Origin of the sequence: Nocardiopsis sp. NPDC007018 (genome assembly GCF_040635075.1) — a bacterium.
Taxonomy (GTDB): domain Bacteria; phylum Actinomycetota; class Actinomycetes; order Streptosporangiales; family Streptosporangiaceae; genus Nocardiopsis.
On sequence record NZ_JBEYHA010000003.1, the window covers coordinates 105,013 to 127,238 of the forward strand.

20 protein-coding genes are annotated in these 22,226 nt (G+C 71.8%); 7 read left to right on the forward strand and 13 right to left on the reverse strand.

Annotated features, from left to right (window positions below):
- Positions 1–30: 30 nt before the first annotated feature.
- Entirely contained in the window at positions 31–1,785 is a 1,755-nt protein-coding gene (locus tag ABZ635_RS02445; protein ID WP_357757666.1) for a hypothetical protein, read from the reverse strand.
- A 109-nt stretch (positions 1,786–1,894) separates the two neighbouring features.
- Positions 1,895–3,004 (reverse strand): UDP-N-acetylglucosamine 2-epimerase (non-hydrolyzing), encoded by a 1,110-nt coding sequence (gene wecB, locus ABZ635_RS02450; RefSeq protein ID WP_357757669.1) that lies wholly within the window; start codon positions 3,002–3,004, stop codon positions 1,895–1,897.
- A 179-nt stretch (positions 3,005–3,183) separates the two neighbouring features.
- On the opposite strand from wecB, the gene ABZ635_RS02455 reads away from it, so the two are divergent.
- From ABZ635_RS02455 to ABZ635_RS02470, 4 genes are all read left to right on the forward strand, one after another.
- A complete protein-coding gene (locus ABZ635_RS02455) occupies positions 3,184–5,001 on the forward strand; it encodes a glycosyltransferase family 4 protein (RefSeq protein WP_357757672.1) in 1,818 nt (605 codons plus the stop codon).
- Positions 5,002–5,113: 112 nt separating this feature from the next.
- On the forward strand, positions 5,114–6,490 hold the full coding sequence (locus ABZ635_RS02460; protein WP_357757675.1) for a nucleotide sugar dehydrogenase: 1,377 nt from the start codon (positions 5,114–5,116) through the stop codon (positions 6,488–6,490).
- A 247-nt stretch (positions 6,491–6,737) separates the two neighbouring features.
- Positions 6,738–7,904 carry a glycosyltransferase gene (locus ABZ635_RS02465; RefSeq protein WP_357757678.1) on the forward strand — a complete coding sequence of 389 codons (1,167 nt, stop codon included), beginning with the start codon at positions 6,738–6,740 and terminating at the stop codon, positions 7,902–7,904.
- 109 nt (positions 7,905–8,013) lie between these two features.
- On the forward strand, positions 8,014–8,619 hold the full coding sequence (locus tag ABZ635_RS02470; RefSeq protein WP_357757681.1) for a malonic semialdehyde reductase: 606 nt from the start codon (positions 8,014–8,016) through the stop codon (positions 8,617–8,619).
- Between the two features lie 103 nt (positions 8,620–8,722).
- Here the strand turns inward: ABZ635_RS02470 and ABZ635_RS02475 are convergent, their stop codons facing one another.
- The 9 genes from ABZ635_RS02475 to ABZ635_RS02515 all read right to left on the reverse strand — a co-directional run bounded on the left by ABZ635_RS02475 (position 8,723) and on the right by ABZ635_RS02515 (position 16,026).
- A complete protein-coding gene (locus ABZ635_RS02475; protein ID WP_357757684.1) occupies positions 8,723–8,851 on the reverse strand; it encodes a hypothetical protein in 129 nt (42 codons plus the stop codon).
- Positions 8,852–8,868: 17 nt separating this feature from the next.
- A complete protein-coding gene (locus ABZ635_RS02480) occupies positions 8,869–9,699 on the reverse strand; it encodes a glycosyltransferase (RefSeq protein ID WP_357757906.1) in 831 nt (276 codons plus the stop codon).
- A gap of 295 nt (positions 9,700–9,994) precedes the next feature.
- The gene (locus tag ABZ635_RS02485; protein WP_357757686.1) at positions 9,995–10,765 is read right to left on the reverse strand and encodes a CDP-alcohol phosphatidyltransferase family protein; all 771 of its coding nucleotides are present in this window, start codon (positions 10,763–10,765) and stop codon (positions 9,995–9,997) included.
- The gene (locus tag ABZ635_RS02490; protein ID WP_357757909.1) at positions 10,743–11,792 is read right to left on the reverse strand and encodes an iron-containing alcohol dehydrogenase family protein; all 1,050 of its coding nucleotides are present in this window, start codon (positions 11,790–11,792) and stop codon (positions 10,743–10,745) included. The genes ABZ635_RS02485 and ABZ635_RS02490 overlap by 23 nt, the downstream gene beginning before the upstream one ends.
- A gap of 5 nt (positions 11,793–11,797) precedes the next feature.
- A complete protein-coding gene (locus ABZ635_RS02495) occupies positions 11,798–12,529 on the reverse strand; it encodes a phosphocholine cytidylyltransferase family protein (RefSeq protein ID WP_357757689.1) in 732 nt (243 codons plus the stop codon).
- Between the two features lie 33 nt (positions 12,530–12,562).
- Entirely contained in the window at positions 12,563–13,309 is a 747-nt protein-coding gene (locus ABZ635_RS02500) for a DUF5941 domain-containing protein (protein ID WP_357757692.1), read from the reverse strand.
- Positions 13,306–14,067, reverse strand: coding sequence for a hypothetical protein (locus ABZ635_RS02505; RefSeq protein WP_357757695.1), 762 nt, complete (start codon positions 14,065–14,067; stop codon positions 13,306–13,308). Before ABZ635_RS02505 ends, ABZ635_RS02500 begins: the two co-directional genes overlap by 4 nt.
- Positions 14,068–14,257: 190 nt before the next feature.
- Complete coding sequence (locus ABZ635_RS02510; RefSeq protein WP_357757698.1) at positions 14,258–15,181, reverse strand: ABC transporter ATP-binding protein; 924 nt, start codon at positions 15,179–15,181, stop codon at positions 14,258–14,260.
- Entirely contained in the window at positions 15,181–16,026 is an 846-nt protein-coding gene (locus ABZ635_RS02515) for an ABC transporter permease (protein ID WP_357757912.1), read from the reverse strand. Before ABZ635_RS02515 ends, ABZ635_RS02510 begins: the two co-directional genes overlap by 1 nt.
- 416 nt (positions 16,027–16,442) lie before the next feature.
- On the opposite strand from ABZ635_RS02515, the gene ABZ635_RS02520 reads away from it, so the two are divergent.
- Together ABZ635_RS02520 and ABZ635_RS02525 are read left to right on the forward strand one after the other, a co-directional pair.
- Complete coding sequence (locus tag ABZ635_RS02520) at positions 16,443–17,198, forward strand: IspD/TarI family cytidylyltransferase (RefSeq protein ID WP_357757915.1); 756 nt, start codon at positions 16,443–16,445, stop codon at positions 17,196–17,198.
- On the forward strand, positions 17,195–17,977 hold the full coding sequence (locus tag ABZ635_RS02525; RefSeq protein WP_357757701.1) for a glycerophosphodiester phosphodiesterase: 783 nt from the start codon (positions 17,195–17,197) through the stop codon (positions 17,975–17,977). Before ABZ635_RS02520 ends, ABZ635_RS02525 begins: the two co-directional genes overlap by 4 nt.
- Positions 17,978–18,028: 51 nt before the next feature.
- Here ABZ635_RS02525 and ABZ635_RS02530 read toward each other — a convergent pair whose 3' ends face one another.
- Positions 18,029–19,177: a DUF4429 domain-containing protein gene (locus ABZ635_RS02530; protein ID WP_357757704.1), complete on the reverse strand. Its 1,149-nt coding sequence runs from the start codon at positions 19,175–19,177 to the stop codon at positions 18,029–18,031.
- A 157-nt stretch (positions 19,178–19,334) separates the two neighbouring features.
- Positions 19,335–20,354 carry a glycosyltransferase family 2 protein gene (locus tag ABZ635_RS02535; RefSeq protein ID WP_357757706.1) on the reverse strand — a complete coding sequence of 340 codons (1,020 nt, stop codon included), beginning with the start codon at positions 20,352–20,354 and terminating at the stop codon, positions 19,335–19,337.
- Between the two features lie 336 nt (positions 20,355–20,690).
- Between ABZ635_RS02535 and ABZ635_RS02540 the strand changes: the two genes are divergently transcribed.
- Positions 20,691–22,205 carry an LCP family protein gene (locus ABZ635_RS02540; RefSeq protein WP_357757708.1) on the forward strand — a complete coding sequence of 505 codons (1,515 nt, stop codon included), beginning with the start codon at positions 20,691–20,693 and terminating at the stop codon, positions 22,203–22,205.
- Positions 22,206–22,226: the final 21 nt, after the last annotated feature.

Sequence of the window (22,226 nt, forward strand, 5' to 3'; positions counted from 1 at the left end):
ACGGCGGGTGGTCGGGCGGGGCGGCGGTGGTCAACCGACCGCACCCGTCGAGGCGTCGGCGTGGGTGGGGCCCTCATTGTCCCCGTCCGCGCCGGAACCGTGGTCCGGGCCCAGGGCCAGGAGGCGGGTCCCGCGCTGGTTCCACTCCGCCGGGAGCCAGCCCCGGCGCAGGAGGTCGGTCCGGGCCAGTTCCGGGGCGACCGAGGTGACGAACACGTACTGGCGGCCGCCGGTGTCGCGGTCGAAGTAGCCGCGTTCTCCCAGCCCCCGGGTGTGCGGTTCGCCGCTGTCGGGCGTGTCGGGGGTGCCCACGGCGTCGGCTCCCGAGCATTCGGCGGCGCCGACGAGGTCGGCGAGCCGGTGTCGGCCGACCGGGCCGGTCCACAGGTGCGCCCACGGGGCCGTGGCGCGTTCGGCCAGGGCCGCCCAGTGCTCGGGTTCGAACCCGCCGCCCCGGGCGCGGTCGCCCTGGCGGGTGAGTTCCTCCGGTGTGTCGGGGGCGGTGGCCCGGGCGGTGCGGACAGTCACGCCCTCGGCGCGCAGGGTCTGGACTCCGGGCATCCGGGCGGCGGTGTTGGGAACGACCACCTCGGCCGGGCGCAGCCGGGACCCGAGGAGGTCGTCGGCCAGGCGGGCGGCGTCGGCCTCGGTGGCCGGGTCGGCCAGGACCGCGACCCCCCGCCCGCTGAGCGGAAGCTCGGTCGCGGGGGTGCCCGACGCGAAGTCGAGGCCCTCCAGGAGCGCGGCCAGGCGGACCGGGGCCGCCTCGTCGAGGAACACCTGCCGCAGCATGGCCCGTACCTCGCGTGGCGTCGGCGTCTCGGCGCGCAGCCGTGGCACGGTGACGGCGAGGTCCTCGGCGTCCGGTGCGGGTACGGCCGGGTGGCTGATCACGCGAGTGCCGCAGGCCCAGGCCCGGCGGCGCAGGCGCAGGTCGCCGGGGCCGGACTCCGGGATGACGGCGACGTTGGCGGCGCGCAGGGCGTCGGCCAGGCGCGGGGAGTCGGCGTCCACCACTCCCACGCCGAGGTCCACCAGGACGTCGGGGACCTGTTGGTCCGGGCCGGTCCGGACGAAGACCGCCTCGGGGCCGTCGACGAGTTCGGCGGCCACCGGGTTGAACCGGTGCAGCGGCACCCCGGCGTCACCTCTGTGCACGCGGTCGAAGCCGAGCTGGCGCAGGGCGGGCGGGGCGGGCGCGTCGTCGAGCAGGACGGTGGGGATGCCGCGCGCCGACGCGGACTCCAGTACCCAGTGCAGGGCACGGGTACGGTCGACGGCGGCGGGGTCTCCCACGTGCGCCCACGGGGACCCGGGGGCGGCCGCCGAGGCCGACACCAGGAGCAGGTCGACGTCGACGGCGTCCATGACGATCTGGGCGTCGTGCGGGCGCAACGGCACCGAACGCAGGTAGGGGTCGACCGCCTTCTGGACGTCCGGTCCGAGAACGGTGGCGACCACCAGCAGGTCCTCGCGCCCGCCGCTCAGACCGGTGAGGAGGCGGGCCTCCTGGCGGTCGGCGTCGAAGGAGCGGACCGGTTCGACCCGGCGCCGTTCGGCGTGGTTGGTGCTGCCGCTGCGCCGCCACAACCGGTACAGGTCGCGCGGGAGTCTGACCAGGGACCGGCCCGGGCGTTTGGCGGCGGCCGTGAGCGCCCGGCCCACCTGGAGGGAGGTCGAACCCTCCAGCGAGGCCAGGCGGGCCTGCGCCTCCTGAAGCTGGGCCTCGCGCTCGGCCAGGGCTTGCCGAAGCTGTTCGGTCTGGCTCTGTTCACGCCGTTTCACGGTCTGCCACCTTGTGCTCGGTTCGGGAAGCCTCGGGTCGGGACACCGGTGTGCCCGTGGTGCGGTCCGGGTGCCGTGCGCCGCACGGACGGATGGGGATCACGGCCGTTCACCGCGACCACTGGGTGAGGACGGAGGCGATGCGCTCGCCCGCGTGGCCGTCCCACAGCGGCGGGACGTCGCCGATGCGCTCGACCGCGTGTCCGTCCAGGACCTTGCCGAGCGCCTGGAGCAGGTCAGCCTCGGTGACGAGCTGGTTGGTGCCGTGGGTGAGGGTGATCGGGCGCTCGGTGTTGGGGCGCAGGGTGAGGCAGGGGACGCCGAGGATGGTGGTCTCCTCCTGCACGCCCCCGGAGTCGGTGACGACGGCGTCGGCACCCCGGGTGAGGGCGACGAAGTCGAGGTAGCCGAGGGGTTCGAGCAGGCGCACGCGCGGGTGGTCGCCCAGCCCGGCGCGGTCGAAGGCGGCCTTGCCGCGCGGGTGCACCGGCATGACGACGTCGGTGAGGTCGGCGATCTCGTGGAGCCGCTCGGTGAGGAGCGCGACGTTGGCCGGGTCGTCGACGTTGGCGGGCCGGTGCAGGGTGGCGGCCACGTAGCGTTCGGGAAGGTCGAGACGGGCGCGCAGGGCGTCCGCGTCGAACCGGTCGAGGTTGCCCAGGAGCGTGTCGATCATCGGGTTGCCGACGAGGTGGACGCGGTCCGGGAAGATCCCCTCGGCGGCCAGGTGGCCCACGGCCTCGGGGCTGGTCGCGAAGAGGAGGTCGCTGAGCTGGTCGGTGACCCGCCGGTTGACCTCCTCCGGCATGGTGTTGTCGAAGGAGCGCAGGCCCGCCTCGACGTGCGCGACGGGGATGCCGAGTTTGGCGGCGACCAGCGCGGCGGCGATCGTGGAGTTCACGTCTCCGTACACGACGACCATGCCGGGCGTGTTCGCGGTGAACTCGCGCTCCAGGCCCACCATGAGCGCGGCGGTCTGCGCGGCGTGCGAGCCGGAGCCGACCCCGAGGTCGACGTCGGGTGTGGGCAGGCCGAGGTCGCGGAAGAAGACGGCGGACATGCGGTCGTCGTAGTGCTGACCGGTGTGCAGGACCGTCTGGTGCGCGCCCCGCCCGCGCAGGGCGGAGACGACCGGAGCGGCCTTGACGAAGTTGGGGCGCGCCCCTACCACGTGGACGATCCCGGTGTCCTGGCTGCCAAGAGGGGCACTCGTTGCCACGGCTGTTTCCTTCTGCTTCTGGTGGGGGTGACTGCTGTGCTGGTGTGGGCCGGGGTCCGGCCGGGCCGGACGGTCGGTCCGGTCACGGTCCGGGTGACGGAGTTCTTTGCCCCAGCCGTCCCGTCCGTGTCGCCGTGTTGTCACCATCCGGCCACGTCCACGTGGTTGTGTGACTGACCGTGCATGACTCCCAGATTCCCGAACCCCGTGTTCCGCGTTCGCGCGTCCTCTGGCCGCGGGCGGTGACCTTCACCGCGACGTTGGCGTGGCGGCACCTGCGCTCCGATCCGGCGCGTCTGCCGCTGCTGGCGCTGCGGCTGATGCCCGGCCCGGTGCGGACCTCGGCGCGTGCCGTGTCGGCCCGATCGGGCGCCCTGCCGCGCGCCTACTCCCTGTGGGACCAGGGTCGGCGCGGCGAGGCGCGCGAGGTGGTGTTGGCAGCCGCCACGGACGCCCCGCCCCGCAGGGTGGGCCGCCTGGTCGCGGCCGCGCTGGCCGCCGGGGACGCCGACACCGCTCGTGAGCTGGTCGCACGCATTCCTCCGGGGCCGCATCGGACCTCGGCGGAGTACCGGACGGCGCTGGCCACGGGGCGTGCCGTCCCCGCGTCCCCGTCCGTTTCGCCTGACCGTCACGGGTTCACGTTAACCCGCGGTGCGCCAACGCGGCCCGACGACACGGTGAACGCTCAGCGACCGGACCCCGGCGCGGATGACCGCGGTTCCTGGCGGGTCGCGGCGGACCCGGGCCGTCCGGGAGCGGGGGTGCGGGTGCTGCACCTGGTCACCAACGCGCTTCCGCACACCAACGCGGGCTACACCCAGCGAACGCACCGGATCGCGGTGGCGCAGCGTGAGGCGGGGATGGACGTGCACGTGGCCACCCGTGCGGGTTACCCGCTGACGAAGGGGGTGCCGGACCCGCGCACGCTGGTCCGCGTGGACGGGGTCGCCTACCACCGTCTGCTTCCGTGGACCGCTCCGCGTGACCACGCCGAGGAGCTGGAGTCCGGGTTGCGTCTGGCCTCCGACCTGGTGGAGGCGGTGCGGCCGGACGTGCTGCACGCGGCCAGCAACCACCACAACGCGCGGTTGGCGTTGGAGCTGGGCCGCCGGTTCGGGCTTCCGGTGGTCTACGAGGTGCGGGGGTTCCTGGAGGAGTCGTGGCTGTCGCGCGACCCCTCTCGCAGCGTGGACGACGCGTTCTACCGGGCGGAGCGGGCGAGTGAGACCGAGTGCATGCTCGCCGCCGACCTGGTGGTGACGCTGGGCGAGGCCATGCGCGCCGACATCGAGGCGCGCGGGGTGCCCCGGGAGCGGCTGTTGGTGGTGCCCAACGCGGTGGACGCGTCGTTCCTGGAGCCGCTGCCGTCGGGGGACGAGGTCCGCCGGCGGTTGGGGATCGGACCGGACGAGTTCGTGGTGGGCACCACGACGAGCTGCTTCGGCTACGAGGGGCTCGACGTGTTGCTGGACGCGGTGGCGTCCATGCGGGAGAGGGGTGAGCGGGCGCACGCCCTGGTGGTCGGGGACGGCCCGGAGTTGGCCACGTTGCGTGACCGTGCGGGGAGGCTGGGGTTGGAGGGGGCCGCGCACTTCCCGGGCCGGGTGCCCGCCGACCGGGTCCGTCACCACCACGCCGCACTGGACGTGTTCGCCGTGCCACGACTTGATGAACGGGTGTGCCGCTTGGTGACACCGTTGAAGCCGGTGGAGGCGATGGCCGGCGGGCTGCCAGTTGTCGCGAGTGATCTTCCCGCGTTGCGAGAGATCGTGGAACCGGGGGTGTCCGGCGAGTTAATTCCGGCGGGCGAATCGGCACGTCTAGCTGATGTCCTCACAAATCTCGCCTACAGTCATCAAAAGCGGACGACCTACGGTCGAGCTGGTCAGGAGCGTGTCGGAGCCAACCGAACGTGGACCGAGGCCGCATACCGCTATAACCAGGCGTATCGGGTTCTTTTGCGGAAAATGTCCGGACCAGGCCAGAACCCGTAACCGAGGACCGCGTCTGCCTACACTCGGACGTCCCGCACTCCGAATGGTGTACCCAGGGCAGTTCTCGACTCTTTGCGCCCGTTCACGAAATGAATGCGAGTGTGACCGCGAAGTGGATGCCGCAGCCTCCAACCCAGCCCATGTCCCCGAGCAGAGCTCCGGTTCGGCCAGCGACCTCGTCGTCCTCGGCCTCGGTTACGTCGGTCTCCCGCTGGCGGCGGAAGCCGTCTCGGCGGGACTGAGAGTGACCGGATTCGACGTCAGCACGCGCGTGGTCGACGGTCTCAACAGATCCGAGTCGCACGTCGACGACCTGTCGGCGGACGACGTCGCCGCGATGCTGTCCCAGGGGTTCCACGCGACCAGCGACCCGGCGTGCCTCTCGGCGGCGCGCACGATCGTCATCTGCGTGCCCACGCCGCTCTCCCCTGAGGGCGGCCCGGATCTGGGCGCGGTCACCTCCGCTTCCAGGGCCATCGCCGAGCACCTGACTCCGGGCACCCTGGTGATCCTGGAGTCCACCACGTACCCGGGGACGACCGAGGAGGTCGTCCGGCCGCTGCTGGAGGAGTCCGGCCTGGTCGCCGGGGCCGACTTCCACCTGGCCTTCTCGCCCGAGCGCATCGACCCCGGCAACCCGGTCTTCGGCGTCGCCAACACCCCGAAGGTCGTCGGCGGCCTCACGGAGGAGTGCGGCGAGGCGGCCGCGGCCTTCTACGGGAACTTCGTGAACACCGTGGTGCGGGCACGGGGTACCCGTGAGGCCGAGATGGCCAAGCTGCTGGAGAACACCTACCGGCACGTGAACATCGCCCTGGTGAACGAGATGGCCGTCTTCTGCCAGGAGCTGGGCATCGACCTGTGGGACTCGATCTCGGCGGCCGCCACCAAGCCCTTCGGCTTCCAGGCGTTCTACCCGGGTCCGGGGGTGGGCGGCCACTGCATCCCGATCGACCCGAACTACCTCTCCTACAAGGTCAAGACCCTCGGCTACCCGTTCCGGTTCGTCGAGCTGGCCCAGGAGATCAACGGCCGGATGCCCGCGTACGTGGCCCAGCGCGCCCAGGAGCTGCTCAACGAGTCCGGGCTCGCGCTGTCCCGGTCCAAGGTGCTCCTGCTCGGCGTCACCTACAAGGCCGACATCGCCGACCAGCGGGAGTCGCCCGCCCGTCCGGTGGCCCGCAAGTTGGCCGCCAAGGGCGCCACACTGACCTACCACGACCCGCACGTGGACTCCTGGCAGGTGGACGGCGTGGACGTCCCGCGCTCCACCGACCTGGAGCGGGCGATGGCCGAGGCCGACCTGACCGTTCTGCTCACCGACCACGCCGCCTACCGGCCCAAGCTGCTCACCGAGTACGCGCGGCTGCTGCTGGACACCCGCGGCGTCCTGCGCCGTTCGGAGAACGAGGCCGAGGCGGAGGCCGTGGGCGAGGTCCCCTCGCAGGTGCGCCGCCGCGTGCAGCGCGAGGGAGTCCAGGTCCTCTGAGACCGGCCCGCACGGGACTCACGGGGGCACGTCGTCCCGGACGCCACTCGGCGTTCGACGGCGTGCCCTCGCGCGTTCACGGTGACCCCACCAAGGGTTCACCGGATGCACCCCACGTGTCCACTCGGCTTTCCACAGTGTGTTTCCGCAGGTGACTACCGTGTCGCACAGCTGATACCGCACCTTCACAGCGGATCATCGAACACGGAGCAGTCATACCAAACGGTGACATACGTAGGTGATCTCGATGCACGCGCTTGTGGCCACGATTGTGCACCACCCCGAGGACGCCCGGATTCTGCACCGGCAGATCCGCGCCCTCGTGGACGCCGGACACACCGTGACGTACGTGGCCCCGTTCCGGGAGTGCGGGGTGACGCCGTGGGACCGGGTCCGTTCGGTGGACGTCCCCCGCGCCTCGGGCCGCGACCGGCTGCCCTCCCTGAGGGCGGCGCGGTCCGCGCTGGCACGGCTGGCTCCGGAGGCCGATCTCCTCCTCATCCACGACCCCGAGCTGCTGCTGGTCCTGCCGTCCAGGCGCCCGGTGACGGTGTGGGACGTCCACGAGGACACCCCCGCCGCGCTCCTCACCAAGCCGTGGATTCCGGAGCCGCTGCGCCGCCCGCTGGGTGCGGTGGTGCGCGGGTTCGAGCGCCGCGCCGAACGCCGGATGCGGCTGCTGCTGGCCGAGGAGGGGTACCGCCCGCGGTTCAGGGGCGCCCACCCGGTCGTCCCCAACACCACCGAGGTCCCCGACGTCCCGCTGCGTCCGCCCGGTGACGACCGCGTCGTCTACCTGGGGCAGCTCTCCCGGGCCCGGGGCGCCCACGACCTGATCGAGATGGGGCGCCAGCTCCGGGACCACGGCGTGCGCCTGGAGGTCATCGGGGGCGCCGACCACGTGGTGCGGCCACTGCTGCGCGACGCCCACCAGGAGAACGCCCTGCACTGGTACGGGTTCGTGCCCAACGACCGGGCGCTGCGCATGGCGGCCGGGGCGCTGGCCGGGATCAGCCTGCTGCACGACACCGACAACTACCGCCACTCCCTGCCCACCAAGGTCGTGGAGTACATGGCCCACGGGCTCCCGGTGATCACCTCGCCGAACCCGATGGCCGAGGCCCTGGTCACCGGGCGACCGGAGGGCGAGGCGGGCCTCGTCGTGCCGTTCCAGGACCCGACCGCCGCCGCCCGTGCCGTACTCGAACTCCGCGACGACCGGGCCCTGCGCGAGGAGTACGCGCGCACCGGGCACCGGATCGCCCGGACCTCGTTCCACTGGCCGGTCCAGGCGCGCCTGTTCGTGAAGCAGCTGGAGGAGTGGGTGGCCGAGGCGAACGGGCCGCGCCCGTCGATTCCCCGACCGCGCCTGCCCCGCCAGGGCAACCGCCGCCCCGCGCCGCTCCGGGAGTGAGCTCGGCAACAGTTCGCCAGCGAAATATCTTCCCGGCAAGCGATGTTGTGCTCGTTGGTCGCCCCCAGCCGACCAGCCCTGCACTCGCACTAGCCAGCTGAGGTATCGCATGAGTGACGCTCTCGCCCTGACCAAGGACGCACAGGACCTGCTGTTCCGCGCCGCCCGCACCGCCAACTCGTTCACTGACGAGCCGGTGACCGACGAGCAGCTGCGCGCCGTCTACGACCTGGTCAAGTTCGGTCCCACGGCGATGAACAACCAGCCGCTCAGGGTGACCGCGGTCCGCTCCCCCGAGGCCCGTGAGCGCCTGGTCCGGCACATGGCCGGCAACAACGCCCCCAAGACCGCCAAGGCCCCCCTGGCCCTGGTGCTGTCGGCCGACAGCTCCTTCCACGAGCACTTCCCCACGACCTTCCCGGTGCTGCCCACCGCCCGCGAGGACTTCTCCGGGATGCCGGTCGAGGCCCGTGAGGACATGGCGCTGCGCAACGCGTTCCTCCAGGTCGCCTACCTCATCGTGGGCGTGCGCGCCGCCGGTCTGGCCGCTGGTCCGATGACCGGTTTCGACGCCGAGGGCCTGCGCAAGGAGCTCTTCGGCGAGGACTCCACCCAGACCCCGCTCGTCGTGATGAACATCGGCCGGCCGGGCCCCGACGCCTGGTTCGACCGCCTCCCCCGCCTCGACTACGAGTCGGTCGTCACCGAGATCTGATCCCGGACCCGACACGGAAGGGGGCGGGGCGCCAGTACGGCGCCCCGCCCCCTTCGTTCGCCCGCCTCAGGGCCAGGTGAGCCGGGTCCGGTCGCGGCTGGGATCAGTCCCGTTCCCGCCGCAGGGCGGCTTCCAACCGCAGGACGGCTCTGCGCCGCTCCAACGCGACGACGTCCGCCGCCACCACGGCGAAGAACACCACGAACCCGATGATCAGCAAGGCGATGCCCATGGGGGGCCTCCTCGGCGTCAGATGACCGGTGGCCGACCGGCACGCGTCATCCGCCAGGCGGTCCGCCAGCTGATCGGCGTGCGGCGGCCCGCGTCCTCCCGCCATCCCTCACGGAAACCGGAGAACCACGAGCGCAGGGCCTCGCGGTTCCGCTCCCGCAGGACGGTGAGCCCCACCCAGGTGCCCAGGTAGGCGAAGGCCAGGGGCCAGGGCAGGTTGCGTCGGGCCAGCCACACCCGGTTACGGGCGTTGAGCCGGTAGAAGTTCTCGTGCCGGGTCGGAGCCACGGCCGGGTGGTACATCACGGCGTCGGCATCGTACTCGATGGAGTAACCGGCGTCCATGATCCGCCAGGCGAGGTCGGTCTCCTCGTGGGCGTAGAAGAACTCGCCCGGCAGGCCGCCGCCCTCGTCGAAGGCGGTGCGGCGCACGGCGCTGGCCCCGCCCAGGAACGTGGTGACCACGCTCGACCTGCGGGAGTCGCCCACTCTCAGCCGGGGCACGTGGCGGCGCTGGTCGGGGCCGCCGTCCGGGTCGGCGATCCGGAAGGAGAGCGCGCCCAGCGTGGGGTCGGCGGCGAAGCGGTCGCGCACGTGGCGGGCCAGGTCCATGGACCGGTACCAGCCGTCGTCGTCGAGGAACAGCACCACGTCGCCGCTGGTGGCCCGCACGCCCTCGTTGCGTCCGGCGGGGATGCCCACGTTCTCGGGCAGGCGCACCGTGGTGACGCCCTCGGGCAGCTCGGGCAGGTCCGCGCCGTTGCCGACCACGACCACCTCGACGTCGGCGCCCTCCTGCTCGAACACGCTCGTGATCGCACGCCGCAGCTCGGCCGGGCGGTTGCCCATGGTGAGCAGCACGCAGGACAGTGTGGGCTTTCCGGTTGCGGGCACCTGGGAACTGCTCCGTTCCGCTCGGGGCGCACGGTGGTCGTGCGCCGTGGGCGCCTCGGAGCCTGACGAGGGAGGGATCACGGGTGTGGCCATGGTTGCGACCGTTCAGTGGACGACGTGCGGCTGACAGGTGGACACATGTCAACGTTCGCAGAAACAGACTAACGAAAGAATAAAAGCGACGTGTACGGAGCCGTGGACGGGGTAGCGTCCACGGCTCCGCTCGTCGTGTCGGAGCGCCGTCGCCTCGCTACTCCAGGCGACGGGAGGCGAGCACGCTCACGAAGTGCGCGAAGCTCATCAGCACCGCGACCGCGGCGCAGGCCACGACCAGCACCCGGGTGGCCAGCAGGTCCCCGAGGAAGAGGTCGGCCACGGCCGCCACCACCACGATCAGGGACAGCTCGACCGCCTGGATGAGGCGGTGCACCTTCAGCGCCGAGGCCAGACGGCGGGCCAGGCTCAGCCCCGAGGACTTCGGCCGCATGGCCTCCTCGGTGATCTTCTCCGGCAGGCCCGCCTTGGCCCGGGCGACCACCACGTTGTCGGTCTCGGCCTTGATCAGGACGACACCGAGCGCGGCGGCCATGCCCAGGATCACCCAGCCACCCGCCTCGAACTCGCCCTGGGCGCGGATGCCCAGGCCGACGAGCAGGGCCACCTCGGACACGTAGTGCCCGATGCGGTCCAGGTAGATCCCGGCCACGCTGGTGCGGCCGGTGTACCGGGCCACCTCACCGTCGGAGCAGTCCAACAGCAGGTAGACCTGCACGAACACGGCCGCGAGGATCGCCGACCACAGGCCGCCGAAGGCCACGATCACCCCGGCGAGCACGCCGAACACCATCATCAGGTACGTGATGGGGTTCGGCGGCACGCGGAGCCGCACGAAGACGGTCGACAGGTACGGGGAGAGGTCCCTCATGTAGAGGCGGCCCGCCCAGTGCTCCTCGTTGACGCGCTCCTTGATCCCCGCGGGCTGGCCGCCCGCGCGGACCTCAGCGACCGACGGCTTCGACATAGTCCGCGACACTCCGCCCGATCTCGTCCTCGGAGAGGTTCAGGTGTTCAAGGATGGTGAACCGGCCCGGGCGGGTGCCCGGGGCGTGGGCCACCGCGCGCGCGAACGAGGCCTGGTCGAGACCGACGTCCGCGGGGACGATCGGCAGGTCGTGGCGGAGCAGGCAGGACCGGATCTCCTCCAGGCGCGCCTGTGGCCAGTCCAGGTGCCGCACCCGCAGGAAGGACGCGTACAGCGCGCCCAGACCGGCCAGCTCGCCATGGTTGCTGGTACCCGGGTAGAGCTGCGTGACCGCGTGCAGGATCTCGTGGCAGGCACCGCTGGCCGGACGGCTGGAACCGGCGACCACCATGGCCATGCCGGAGAGCACCAGTCCCTCCGCCAGGACCTTGAGGAACCCGTCGGACTCGATCGAGTCGGGGCGGTGCAGGACCGCCTCGGCCGCGACACGGGCGAAGGTGACGGCCATGCTGTCGACCGGCTCGTCGTTCAGCTTCCCGGCCAGCTCCCAGTCCTCGATGGCCGAGATGTTGCTGACCACGTCGCCGATGCCCGACCGGACCAGGTGCGAGGGCGCCGCCTGGACGTAGTCGACGTCGATCACCACGGCGATGGGCATGGTGACGCCGATCGACGGCTTGCCGCCCTCGTGCTCCAGGGAGCTGACGGGGGAGGCGATGCCGTCGTGCGCCAGGTTGGTGGCCACGGCCACCATGGGGATACCCGCCATGGTCGCGGCGAACTTGGTGACGTCGATGGTCTTGCCGCCACCGATCCCGGCCACGGCCTCGTAGGCGCCGGACCGGAGCTTCTTGCCCAGCTCGGTGGCGGCGTCGACGGTGCCTTCCTCGACCTGGAAGACCTCGCACTGCGGCAGGTCCAGGTCAGCGGCGATCTGCGCGCCCTGACCGGGGCCCACGGCGACGGCGATGCGGCCCTCGGTGGCGATGCGGCGGTCGGCCAGCACCGACCCCAGAGAGGCGATGGCTCCCCGGCGGACGTCGATCGCCAGCGGGGAGGGGAGCATTCGGGCTAGTAGTGGCACGCGATCTCCCTCGCCTTGGCCAGGTCGTCGTGGTTGTCGACCTCGACCCAGTCGACCTTGCCGATGGGGGCGACGGAGATCTTCTCGCCACGGCGGACGAGCTCCTGGTAGCCGTCCTCGTAGTACAGCTGGGGGTCGCGCTCCCAGGTGGCCTTGAGGGCGTCGGCCAGACGCGGGGCCAGCGAACCCTCGATGAGGGTGGCACCGATGTACTCGCCGGCGGCGGTGGCCGGGTCCATGAGCTTGGTGATGGTGCTGAGGTGACCGTCGTCGTCGAGGGTCACCTTCATCTCCTCGTCGGCCAGGTTTTTCACGTTGTCCACCGCGAGGAGCAGTTCCGGACCCCTGGCGGCGAGTAGCGTTTCCTCGACACTGACGGGGTGGACGGTGTCGCCGTTCACGAGGAGGACGCCCTCGGAGAAGAACTCACGCGCGGTCCACAGGGAGTAGGCGTTGTTCCACTCCTCGGCCTTGTCGTTGTAGCTGAGGGTGAGCTTGACGCCGTGGCGCTCCTCCAGCGCCTCCTTGCGCCGCTCCACGGCCTCCGCGCGGTAGCCGACCACGACGACCACGTCGGTGAGCCCGGCGGCGGCCAGGTTGCGCAGCGAGATGTCCATGATGGTCGTCTCGCCGTCGACGGGCACCAGGGCCTTGGGCAGGGTGTCGGTGTAGGGGCGCAGACGGCGCCCCGCGCCTGCGGCGAGAACCATTCCGAGCATGAGGGCGTGTTCCTCCTTGTAGCGAGGAGGCGCTCACGCCTCCCCGTTCGTTCCGGCGGCCGGTTGGCCCCCGTCTCCCTGGCGGGTGATCGGGTGATCCCCCAGGACGTCGGCGCCGTCGCCGTCTTCCGTCTCGGTGCCGACACGCACGTCGGACACCGGTGTGCCGCTCCAGGTGCGCGTGGCCTCGCGGACGAGCAGGACCGCCAGGTATCCGGCGAGTATGCCGTAGGCGGCGGTGGGGGCGGACAACGCGCCCCCCGCGGCGACGACGAGCATCCGTCCGTCCCAGCCGAGCGCGGCGCGCCGTACCCACACCGGTCGGCTCACACCGACCGAGGGACGTGCGACGTCGTCGCGGTGGTGACAGACGACCGTCACCAAGAGTACGAACACCAGGAGACCGGGCACACCGGACGCGAGCCCGACGACCGCCAGGAAGCTGTACTCGGTGACGCGCAGGAGCGGAGGTACGAGCCAGTCGTACCGTCCGTCGTGGGGGTGGCCCGAGGCCAGACCGGACAGTAGCAGGGCAGCGACCGGTGCGAACAGGGTAATGCCTGTGGGCCGTCCCCCGTCCGCCGCGATGAGCACCAGGACGACGACGGCCCCGGCGAACGCCGTGAGCAGCGGCGGGGCCAGTCCCGGCACCAGCCGTCCGAGCAGCAGGCCCATGTGACTGTCATCACGGAGGCGGCGCAGGTCGGGGACGGCGGGGCGGAACCTCGCGCGGGCCTCCCCGGCCCCCGTGCGGGGCGTCTCGTGTTCGGCCCCGCTCATGGACGGGCCTCCCGCGCGGAGGGGTCGACGAGCTCGCCGGTGATCGCCACCGCGCATCCCACAACGAGGCTGAGGAAGGCGATCCGGGCGTCGACGGCGATGGTGGCGACGGCGATCACGAGGAAGCGCGTGGGCTGGCCGAACACCATGACCCTGCGGGCCAGGTGGGCCAGGGACGGGGCGGGGGCGGGTCCGCCGTCGGGCGCCCCGGGGCGCGTGCCCCCGGTCTCGGGGCGCGTCCGCGTGACGGTCTCGGCGGGCGCACCGGCCTCACCCCTCGGCCGCGGCACCCGGGGTTCGGGGAGCCGGAGGCCCTCAGGGCGCCGCTGGGAGGGCGGGGCGGGGCGTTTCGGGTGTGCGGGCGCGACGGGGGCCGAGCGGGCCACCAGGAGCGCGTCACGCAGGGCCAGGGCGATCAGGGCCCCGGCGGCCCACCCCCACGCGCTGGCGAACCCGGCGGCGGCCGCTCCGAAGGCGAGGCCCACGTAGACCACGTACTCGCGGAGCTGCGCCACCATGGACACGGTCCAGACGGTGAGGGCGTCCCTGCGGTGGGCGCGCATCCGGGAGCGCACGGCGTCGCAGCACAGGGCCAGCCCGAGCAGGGCCGACCCGGCCACCGCGCCGACGAGGTCGGCCCGGCTGAACCAGACCGCCGCGCCGACCGTCACCACGAGGCTGATCCGGGTCACCCCCGATCGGGTGACGTGCCTGCGCTCCAACATGCGCGCGGTTCCCCGCGCCACCGTGCCAGTCATGTCCGTGCCCTCCCAGTTTCAACTGAGAGTCACCGTCACCCACGCTCTGTGCGCAATCAACCACTGACACGCGTATGACGGCGGTCGTCCCTTCTTCGCCCCCGTGGGGGCTTTACGGACAGTTACGGACACGAAAGAGCGCACCACCGGAACAGTCCGAGATGCGCCTTTCGCGGGTGTGCGACCTGGTTCAGGCGGCCTGTCCGCCGTCCTTGCCCTCGCCGCCCTCGGGCTGGTCCGGAGCGGGGTCGGCGGCCTTCTCCTCCGCCTCCACCTTCTTCTCCGCGGCCTCCGCGCGCTTCTTCTTCGCGGCGTCCTTCTTCTTGCGCTCCTCGATCTCCGCCTTGGTGTCCTCGTTGTAGGCGGCCAGCGCGGCGTCGATGTCGGTGTCCAGGGCGAGCGCGCCGCCCTTGATGTACAGGCCCCGGTTGCAGAACCGGCGCAGGTCCTTCTCGTTGTGCGAGACCAGGACCATGGTGCGCTCGTTGGCGAGCATGCGGTCGATGGCCTCGTAGCACTTGCGCTTGAAGGCCTTGTCGCCCACCGCGAGCACCTCGTCCACCAGCATGATGGGGTGCTCCAGCTGCGAGATGAGCGCGAAGCCGAGCCGCACCTTCATGCCGCTGGAGTAGTGGCGCACCGGGGTGTCGATGAACTTGGGCTTGACCTCGGCGAAGTCGACGATGTCGTCGAAACGCTCGTCGATCTCCTTCTCGCTCATGCCGTGCAGGGAACCGACCAGGTACACGTTCTCGCGTCCGGTCAGGTTGTCGTTGAACCCGGCGCGCAGCTCCAGCAGGGGTGCCACCTTGCCGTGCACGCTGACCTTGCCCTCGTCGGGCAGGAGCACCCCGGCGATCATCTTGAGCAGGGTTGACTTGCCGGTGCCGTTCTTGCCGACGATCCCCACGCAGTCGCCCTTGGCGATCTCGAAGGACACCCCGCGCAGCGGCCAGAACTCGTTGCCCTCGGCGTTGGGGTCGCGCTTGTTGCCGTGGATGAACATCTCACGGAGGCTGCGCTTGCGGCGGCGGTTCACGGCGAACTTCACACCGAGGCCCTCGGCCTCGATGACCGGACCGCTCGCGACCGCGGCCTCGTAGGTGGACGCCATCACAACTCCTTCAGTACGGACATCTCCAGGCGCCGGAACGTCCAGTACCCGATGACGAGCATCAGGATCGAACCGACCACCGCGGAGGTCAACGCGAGAGGACTGGGCGTGAGTTCCTCGAATCCGGCGAACCACACCGTACGGTGCATTTGGAAGATACCCATCAGCGGGTTGAGCTGGTAGAGCGTCTTCGCCCATTCGGGGGCGCCCGAGCTCAGGACCATCGTGGCCGGGAACAGGATCGCCGACCCGTAGAACAGAATCCGGGTCAGGATACGCGTGAGTCGTTCCACGTCACGGAGCAACACGTTGACCGCGGACAGGAACAGGGTCACCCCCAGGCCGAACATGAAGGTCAGCACGATGGCGAGGGGCAGCCAGAGGAACATGCCCTCCCAGCTGAAACGCCCGCCCAGGGCGAAGACGAAGACCAGCAGGACCGGCCAGGTCAGCAGGTACTCGACGAACTTGGTGCCCACCGTGGCCATGGGGAAGATCTCACGGGGGACCTTCATCGTGGTGATCAGCTTCGAGTGCGTGATCATCGCGCGGGGGGCCTCGCTGAGGATCGCCCCGAAGGTGGTCCAGGGGAGGATGCCCGCGACCAGGAAGAGGATGTAGCCGCCCTGGCTCTTGGCGTCCTCCGGGATACCGCGGTCGGCCTGGAGCACGTAACCGAAGATGAAGAAGTACACCAACGTCAGTGCGAGGGGTTCCAACATCGTCCAGGCGTATCCCAGCACGGACTGCTGGTACTTGACCTTCAGGTCGCGCCGGACCAGGAGGCCGACGACCTTCCGGTTCTCCCAGACGGCCAGCGTCCTTGACGCCACCGCCACCTCCAAGGTTTGAGATCGTCCGGTCACGATGTGCCGGACTGTCGCGTCTACGAACTCGCCTGCGCGCACCGACCGTCGACACGGCCGGTTCCTCACCGGGCCGGAAGAGGGGGCATCCGGGCGACCGGGGGACGTCGCGCGCCTTGCCCGTCTCCACGACCGAATCAGAGGAGGTATGGACCGGGCACGCCCGACAGGCGTCCATAGGTTACCGCTGCATGGGACAGACCGTGCCAACCACGTGCCGCGTCCGGCCGATCCGGCCACCGGTCGAGTCACCCGCCCGCCTCGGGCACCATGGGTGGGCCCGCCCGCCACCGCGACGAACGCGGGTCGGCGGGCGCGGACGAGGAACCCTCCGTGAGGGCACCGCCCCCGGGCCGCGTCACACCGCGGGCCCGCAGGAACACAGATTGGCATCCATGGACGAGAAGCGCAGGCCCAGAGTGATCGCCGCGGTCCTGGCCGGAGGGGTCGGTTCCCGCATGGGCGCCTCCTCCCCCAAGCAGCTGCTGGAGCTGGAGGGGAGGCCCATCATCGAGCGTTCGATCGCGGCCTTCGACTCCTGTCCCGCCGTGGACGAGGTGGTGGTGCTGATGGTGGAGGAGTACGTGCCCAGGGTCGAGCGGATCGTGGCCGACGCGGGGTTCGCGAAGGTGTCCCGCGTGCTGCCGGGCGGGGCCACGCGGACCGACACCTCGTTCGTGGCGCTCTCCGCGCTGGCGGACGCGGACGACGCGGACCTGGTCCTGCTGCACGACGCCGCCCGCCCCCTGGTGCGCCCGGAGACGATCACGGCCTGCGTGGAGGCGCTCGGTGCGGCCGGTGCCGTGGGGGTGGCCGTCCCGAGCGCCGACACGGTGGTCGAGGTGGCGTCCGGAGACGACGGGAGCGAGGTGGTCCTGCGGACCCCGGACCGTTCCCGGCTGCGCCGGATGCAGACGCCGCAGGGGTTCCGGCTGGGTGTGGCCCGACGCGCCTACGAACGGGCGATGGCCGACCCGGAGCTGGTCGCCACGGACGACTGCGGGGTGGTGTTGCGCTACCTGCCCGAGGTGGGGGTGCGGATCGTGCCCGGCGACGCGTCGAACGTCAAGGTCACCAACCCGGGAGACGTGGAGGTCGCCGAGGCCCTGCTGCGTCGGTCCCGCGCCACCGGGACGGAGGGGGCCGCGTGAGCCGGGTGTTCGAGGCGACCGCGGTGATCGGTCACCGGGGCGCGGGCCGGGGCGTCGTGGAGGGGGCCGTGGAGAACACGCCCGCCTCGTTCGAGCTGGCGGCCCGGACCGGCGCGGACTGGATCGAGATCGACGTGCGCCGCACGGCCGACGACCGGTTGGTGCTGTTCCACAACGCCGCGCTGGACGACGGTCGGGCGGTCGTGGACCTCACAGAGGCGCAGTGCCGGGCGCAGGGCCTGGCCGGTCTCGAGGAGGGGCTGGCCGCCATCCCGTCCGACCTGGGGCTGGACGTGGACGTGAAGACGGTGATGGAGGACGGGGTGGACGCGCCCTCGCGGCGGACGCTCTCCCTGGTGCTGCCGTTCCTGCGCCGGGAGGCCGCGCGTCGCAGGGTGTTCGTGTGCTCGTTCGACCCCGGGCTACTGGCGGGGGTGCGTGAGGGCGCTCCGGGGGTGGCGACGGCGTGGATGCCGTTCGTGCGCAACCCGGCGGACACCGCGATCCCGGGCGCCGTGGGCCTGGGCTGCCCGATCGTCGCGCTGGACGCCCGCGCCCTGGGCGTGGCGGACGACGCGGCTCCGCGTGCGGGGCGACGCCCGTTGGAGTACACGGTGGAGACGGCGCACCGGGCCGGGCTGGAGATGATCTCCTGGTGCCCGGACCCGGCGGACGCGGCGCGGTTCGCGGCCGCCGGGATGGACGCGGTGGTGGTGGACGACGTCCCCGGGGCGGTGGCCGCGCTGCGCCCGTCCGCGGACGGGCCGTCCGGGGGATAGCGCCCGGTACCGGCGCCACCGCCCCGGCCGCCCCGCTGCCACCCGGAGTACTCAGATGCGGCCGAGGAGTTCGGCCTTCTTCTCGCTGAACTCCTCGTCGGTGAGCAGGCCCTTGGCGTGCAGGTCTCCCAGGCGTTCGATCTGCTCGAAGATCCAGGTGGTGTCGGTGCCCCCCGGCTCCCGCGCGTCTCCCCCGGCGCTCGTCGGGGCGGGGGCCCCGGTCTCCGGCGTCGGGGCCGCCCCGGTCGGGAACGGCGGCCCGGCGCCCTCCCCCGGGACCGCCTCCTGGTCCGTGCCGCCCCAGGGGTTGGCGACCCCGGGGAGGTTCACCGTGAGGTTCGGGCCGCGCACGGCCTCCATGGCGCTGCGGGCGGCGTTCTTCCACCATTCGGGGTCGTCGAATCCGGGTTCGGCGTCCTCCGGTCCGGCCTCCGGGTCGACCTCCGGCGCGGTCTCCCCCGAGCCCAGCGCGCGCCGCCCGGCCCCGCCCCGGGCCCAACGGTGGGCGGTGACGGCGGCGGCGAGCAGGAAGACCTGGTGGATCTCGTTGCCCTCCTCGCCGGCGCGCAGCAGGTTGAGGTCGTTCTTGGGCTTGGCCGACGCCTCCTTGGAGCTTCGATTGGTGACGAACCGGACGAACCCCCAGCCCCAGTCGTCGAGGGGCGCCCACTCCACGCCGGTGATGTCCTTGATGTCGTACTCGCGGCGCTGCTTCTTCTTCTTGTAGCTGCTCGCGTAGGTGCCCGACCAGACCAGGGTGAGACGGCCGTCCTCCAGGCGCGCGGTGCCCTCGCAGGTCATGATGTGCAGGGGAAGGGTGGGGACCAGCCGGGTGGGGGTCGCGGGGTCGGGTGCCCCGGCCTGGCTCGCGGCGAAGCGCATCTGATCGGCCAGGTACTCGGCGACCAGCTCGGTCTTGGCGGGACCGGTGAGCCGGAAGGGCTGGGCCTTCTCGTCGAGCATCGCGCCGACCGCCTGGTAGGGGTCCATGCGCTCGCGCAGTCTCAGCTGCATCACCCAGCCGTTCTTGCGTCCGGCTCCGGGACGGAACTCGACGTCCTGGATCGCCGACACCGGTACCTCCAGGCTCCCGAGGAGCTTGAGCAGAGGGCTCTTGAACCAGCCCTTCGTCTCGTACCGGATGGAGACCGACTCACCGTCGAACACCCAGGCCGCCTGGTCTCCACGCAACTCGTCCATTGCCACCTTCTCCACTTCGCTGCCGCCCTGCTGACCCCTGCCTAGCAGAACGTCCGCCCCCGATCGAGGGCGGACGTCGTCCACTTGTGGCCGTAGGGGCCGGGCCGTGGGGGGTGGGGGCGGTCCGCCCCACGGCCGCTGGCGGCGGTCTGACGGGTCAGGCGCCCCCGGTGCCGCTCGCGGTACCGCTGTTGGCGCGGGCGGTGCGGGAGTCCGCGCCGAGCCCGGGCGGGCTCGTGATGAAGCCGGTGCCCCACGACATGTGCATGGTGGCGAGCGCGACCGGGATGAGCGGCCACGAGGACGCGGGCAGGCCCCGGGTGAGGGGCGCCGACGCGGCGGTGATGAGGGCGAGGTAGGCGGCGGGCACCAGCCACAGCGGCCAGAGGAACACGCCACCGACCAGACCGGCGGCGACTCCGGCCACGGCCACCGGCGGGGCCAGGTAGCGGAGGTTGATGGTGCCCCGGTGCTGGCGGGCGACCACGCGCCGCCAGCGGCCGTAGTGGAAGTACTGCTTGGCGAGCAGCCGGACGTTGCGGCGCGGACGGTAGGACACCCGCATACGGGGCTGGAACCAGACGGTCCCGCCGGTGGTGCGGATGCGGTGGTTCATCTCCCAGTCCTGCGCGCGCAGGAAGGCCTCGTCGTACCCGCCGACCCGTTCCAGCGCCGAGCGGCGGAAGACACCGAGGTAGACGGTGTCGGCGGGGCCGCCCTCGCCGCCGGTGTGGAAGCGCGCGTTGCCCACGCCCACCTTGGAGGTCATCGCGGCCGCCACGGCGCGCTCCCAGGGGGTGGTGCCCTCGGCGGCCATGATGCCGCCGACGTTGTCGGCGCCGGTCTCCTGGAGGGTCTCCACCGCCACCCGGAGGTAGTCGGAGGGCATCATGGCGTGGCCGTCGATCCGGGCCACGACGTCGTGGGTGGAGGCGCCGATGGCGGCGTTGAGCGCGGCGGGCGTCTTCCCCGTGGGGTTGTCCACCACCTTCACGCGCGGGTCGGCCGCGGCGAGGCCGTCGGCGACCTCGCGGGTGCGGTCCGAGGACGGCCCCACTCCCAGAACGACCTCCAGCTCGCCCGGGTACTCCTGGGCGAGGACGTGCTCCACCGCTGCGGCGAGGTGGCGCTCTTCGTTCAGTACGGGCATGACGACGGAGACAGGCGGCCAGGACACGGGCACTTCCCAAGGTCAAGACTGTCGGGACTGCGTGGCACCGTGAGGGCGGGGCGCGGGCCCCGGGCGCGCTCGACGGTGACGCGCGCTCAACGGTACTGCACACCGGCCCGCCGAACATCCGGGCCGATCGGGTGTGCGCGCGCCGACCGGGGGAAGGGGTGACGCGACGTGCGGGCGCCGGGGAACCCGGCCGCCGATCTCGGCGTCCCACCCAAAGGGGCGAACAACACGCCGAGGGCTGACATCCCGCGCCCTTCGGCCGATCGGGTGACAACCTAGATACCCGGGTACCGGATACCAGGGCACCGTGGAACGGGTGGGACGGGGACGTCGATGAGCGACGAGGACGCCGGACGGCGGAGGGCGACGGGCGAGTTCCGACGGGAGCGTTCACAGCCCCAGCCGCCCGGCGGGCGACGTTCTGCCAGGTCGGGACGGTTCACTGTGCCGCACCCGCGTGTGCGGCGCCACCGCAACGGCCTGGTGCTGATGAGTGTGCTCTCGGTGCTGGTGCTGTTGGCCTCCGGCACCTCGTGGGCGATCACCGGCTGGATGTCGGGAGCGCTGAACCGGTTCGACGTGTTCGGCGGGCTCGCCGAGGGCGACCGCCCGGAGGAGACCGGCGGCCTCACCTTCCTCGTCATCGGTTCCGACAGCCGGGACGAGATGAGCCGGGAGGACCAGAACGCGCTCAGTGTGGGGTCCACCCCCGGGCAGCGTTCGGACAGCATGATGCTGGTCCGGCTCAACCACGAACGCGACCACCTCACCGTGGTGGGCCTGCCCCGCGACCTGTGGGTGGACATCCCCGGCGAGGGCGACGACAAGATCAACGCGGCCTACGCCTACGGGGGGCCGCAACTGGCGGTCCAGACCGTGGAGTCGGTCACGGACGTGCGCATCGACCACTACGTCGAGGTGGACTTCACCGGGTTCGTGGACGTGGTCGACGCCCTGGACGGCATCGACGTGTGCCTGCCCGAGGCGATCAACGACCCCAAGGCGCACCTGGACATGCAGGCCGGGACGCACCGGGTGGACGGCACCGAGGCGCTGGCGTTCGCCCGCACCCGCGCCACCGCGCGCGGCGACCTCGACCGCATCGACCGCCAGCAGCAGGTGCTGTCGGCCATGCTCGACCGGGCCATGAGCACCGAGACCCTCTCCGACCCGCGCAAGCTCACCGCGTTCCTGGACAGCGCGCTGTCGTCGGTGACGGTGGACGAGGGGCTGGACACCAGCACCATCAACGACCTCGCGTACCAGATGCGCGACGTCGACATGGAGAACGTCACCTTCGCCCAGGTGCCCATCGCCGACATGGACCACTGGACCCCGCGCGGCGACGTCGCCCTGCTGTGGGACGAGGCCGCCGCCCGCGAGATGTTCGCGGCGATCAACGCCGACCGCCCGCTCACGGAACCCGAGGAGAAGCCCGAGGAGGAGTCCGGTGACGACGCGGAGCCGACGCCCTCCGAGGTCAGCCTGCGGGTGTTCAACGGCACCGCCACCCCGGGGCTGGGCGCGCAGCTCGACTCCCAGCTGGAGACGGCCGGCTTCGACGTCACGGACGTGGCCGAGAACTGGAGCAGCCGCGACGTGCCCACCACGGAGGTCCGCTTCGGTCCCGGCCGGGAGCGCGACGCCGAGTACCTGGCGACGACCCTGCCCGGTGCGCGCACGGTGGAGGACCCCACCCTGGACGACGACCTCCAGGTCGTGATCGGATTCGACTACACGACGTTCGAGGCCCCCCGGGTCGAGGCGACCGCGACGGAACCGGAGGAGTCGCCCTCCACCGGCGCCGAACCGGCCACCACGACCGCGAAGGACAACATCTGCGGGTAGACCCCGCGAAGGAAGGGACAC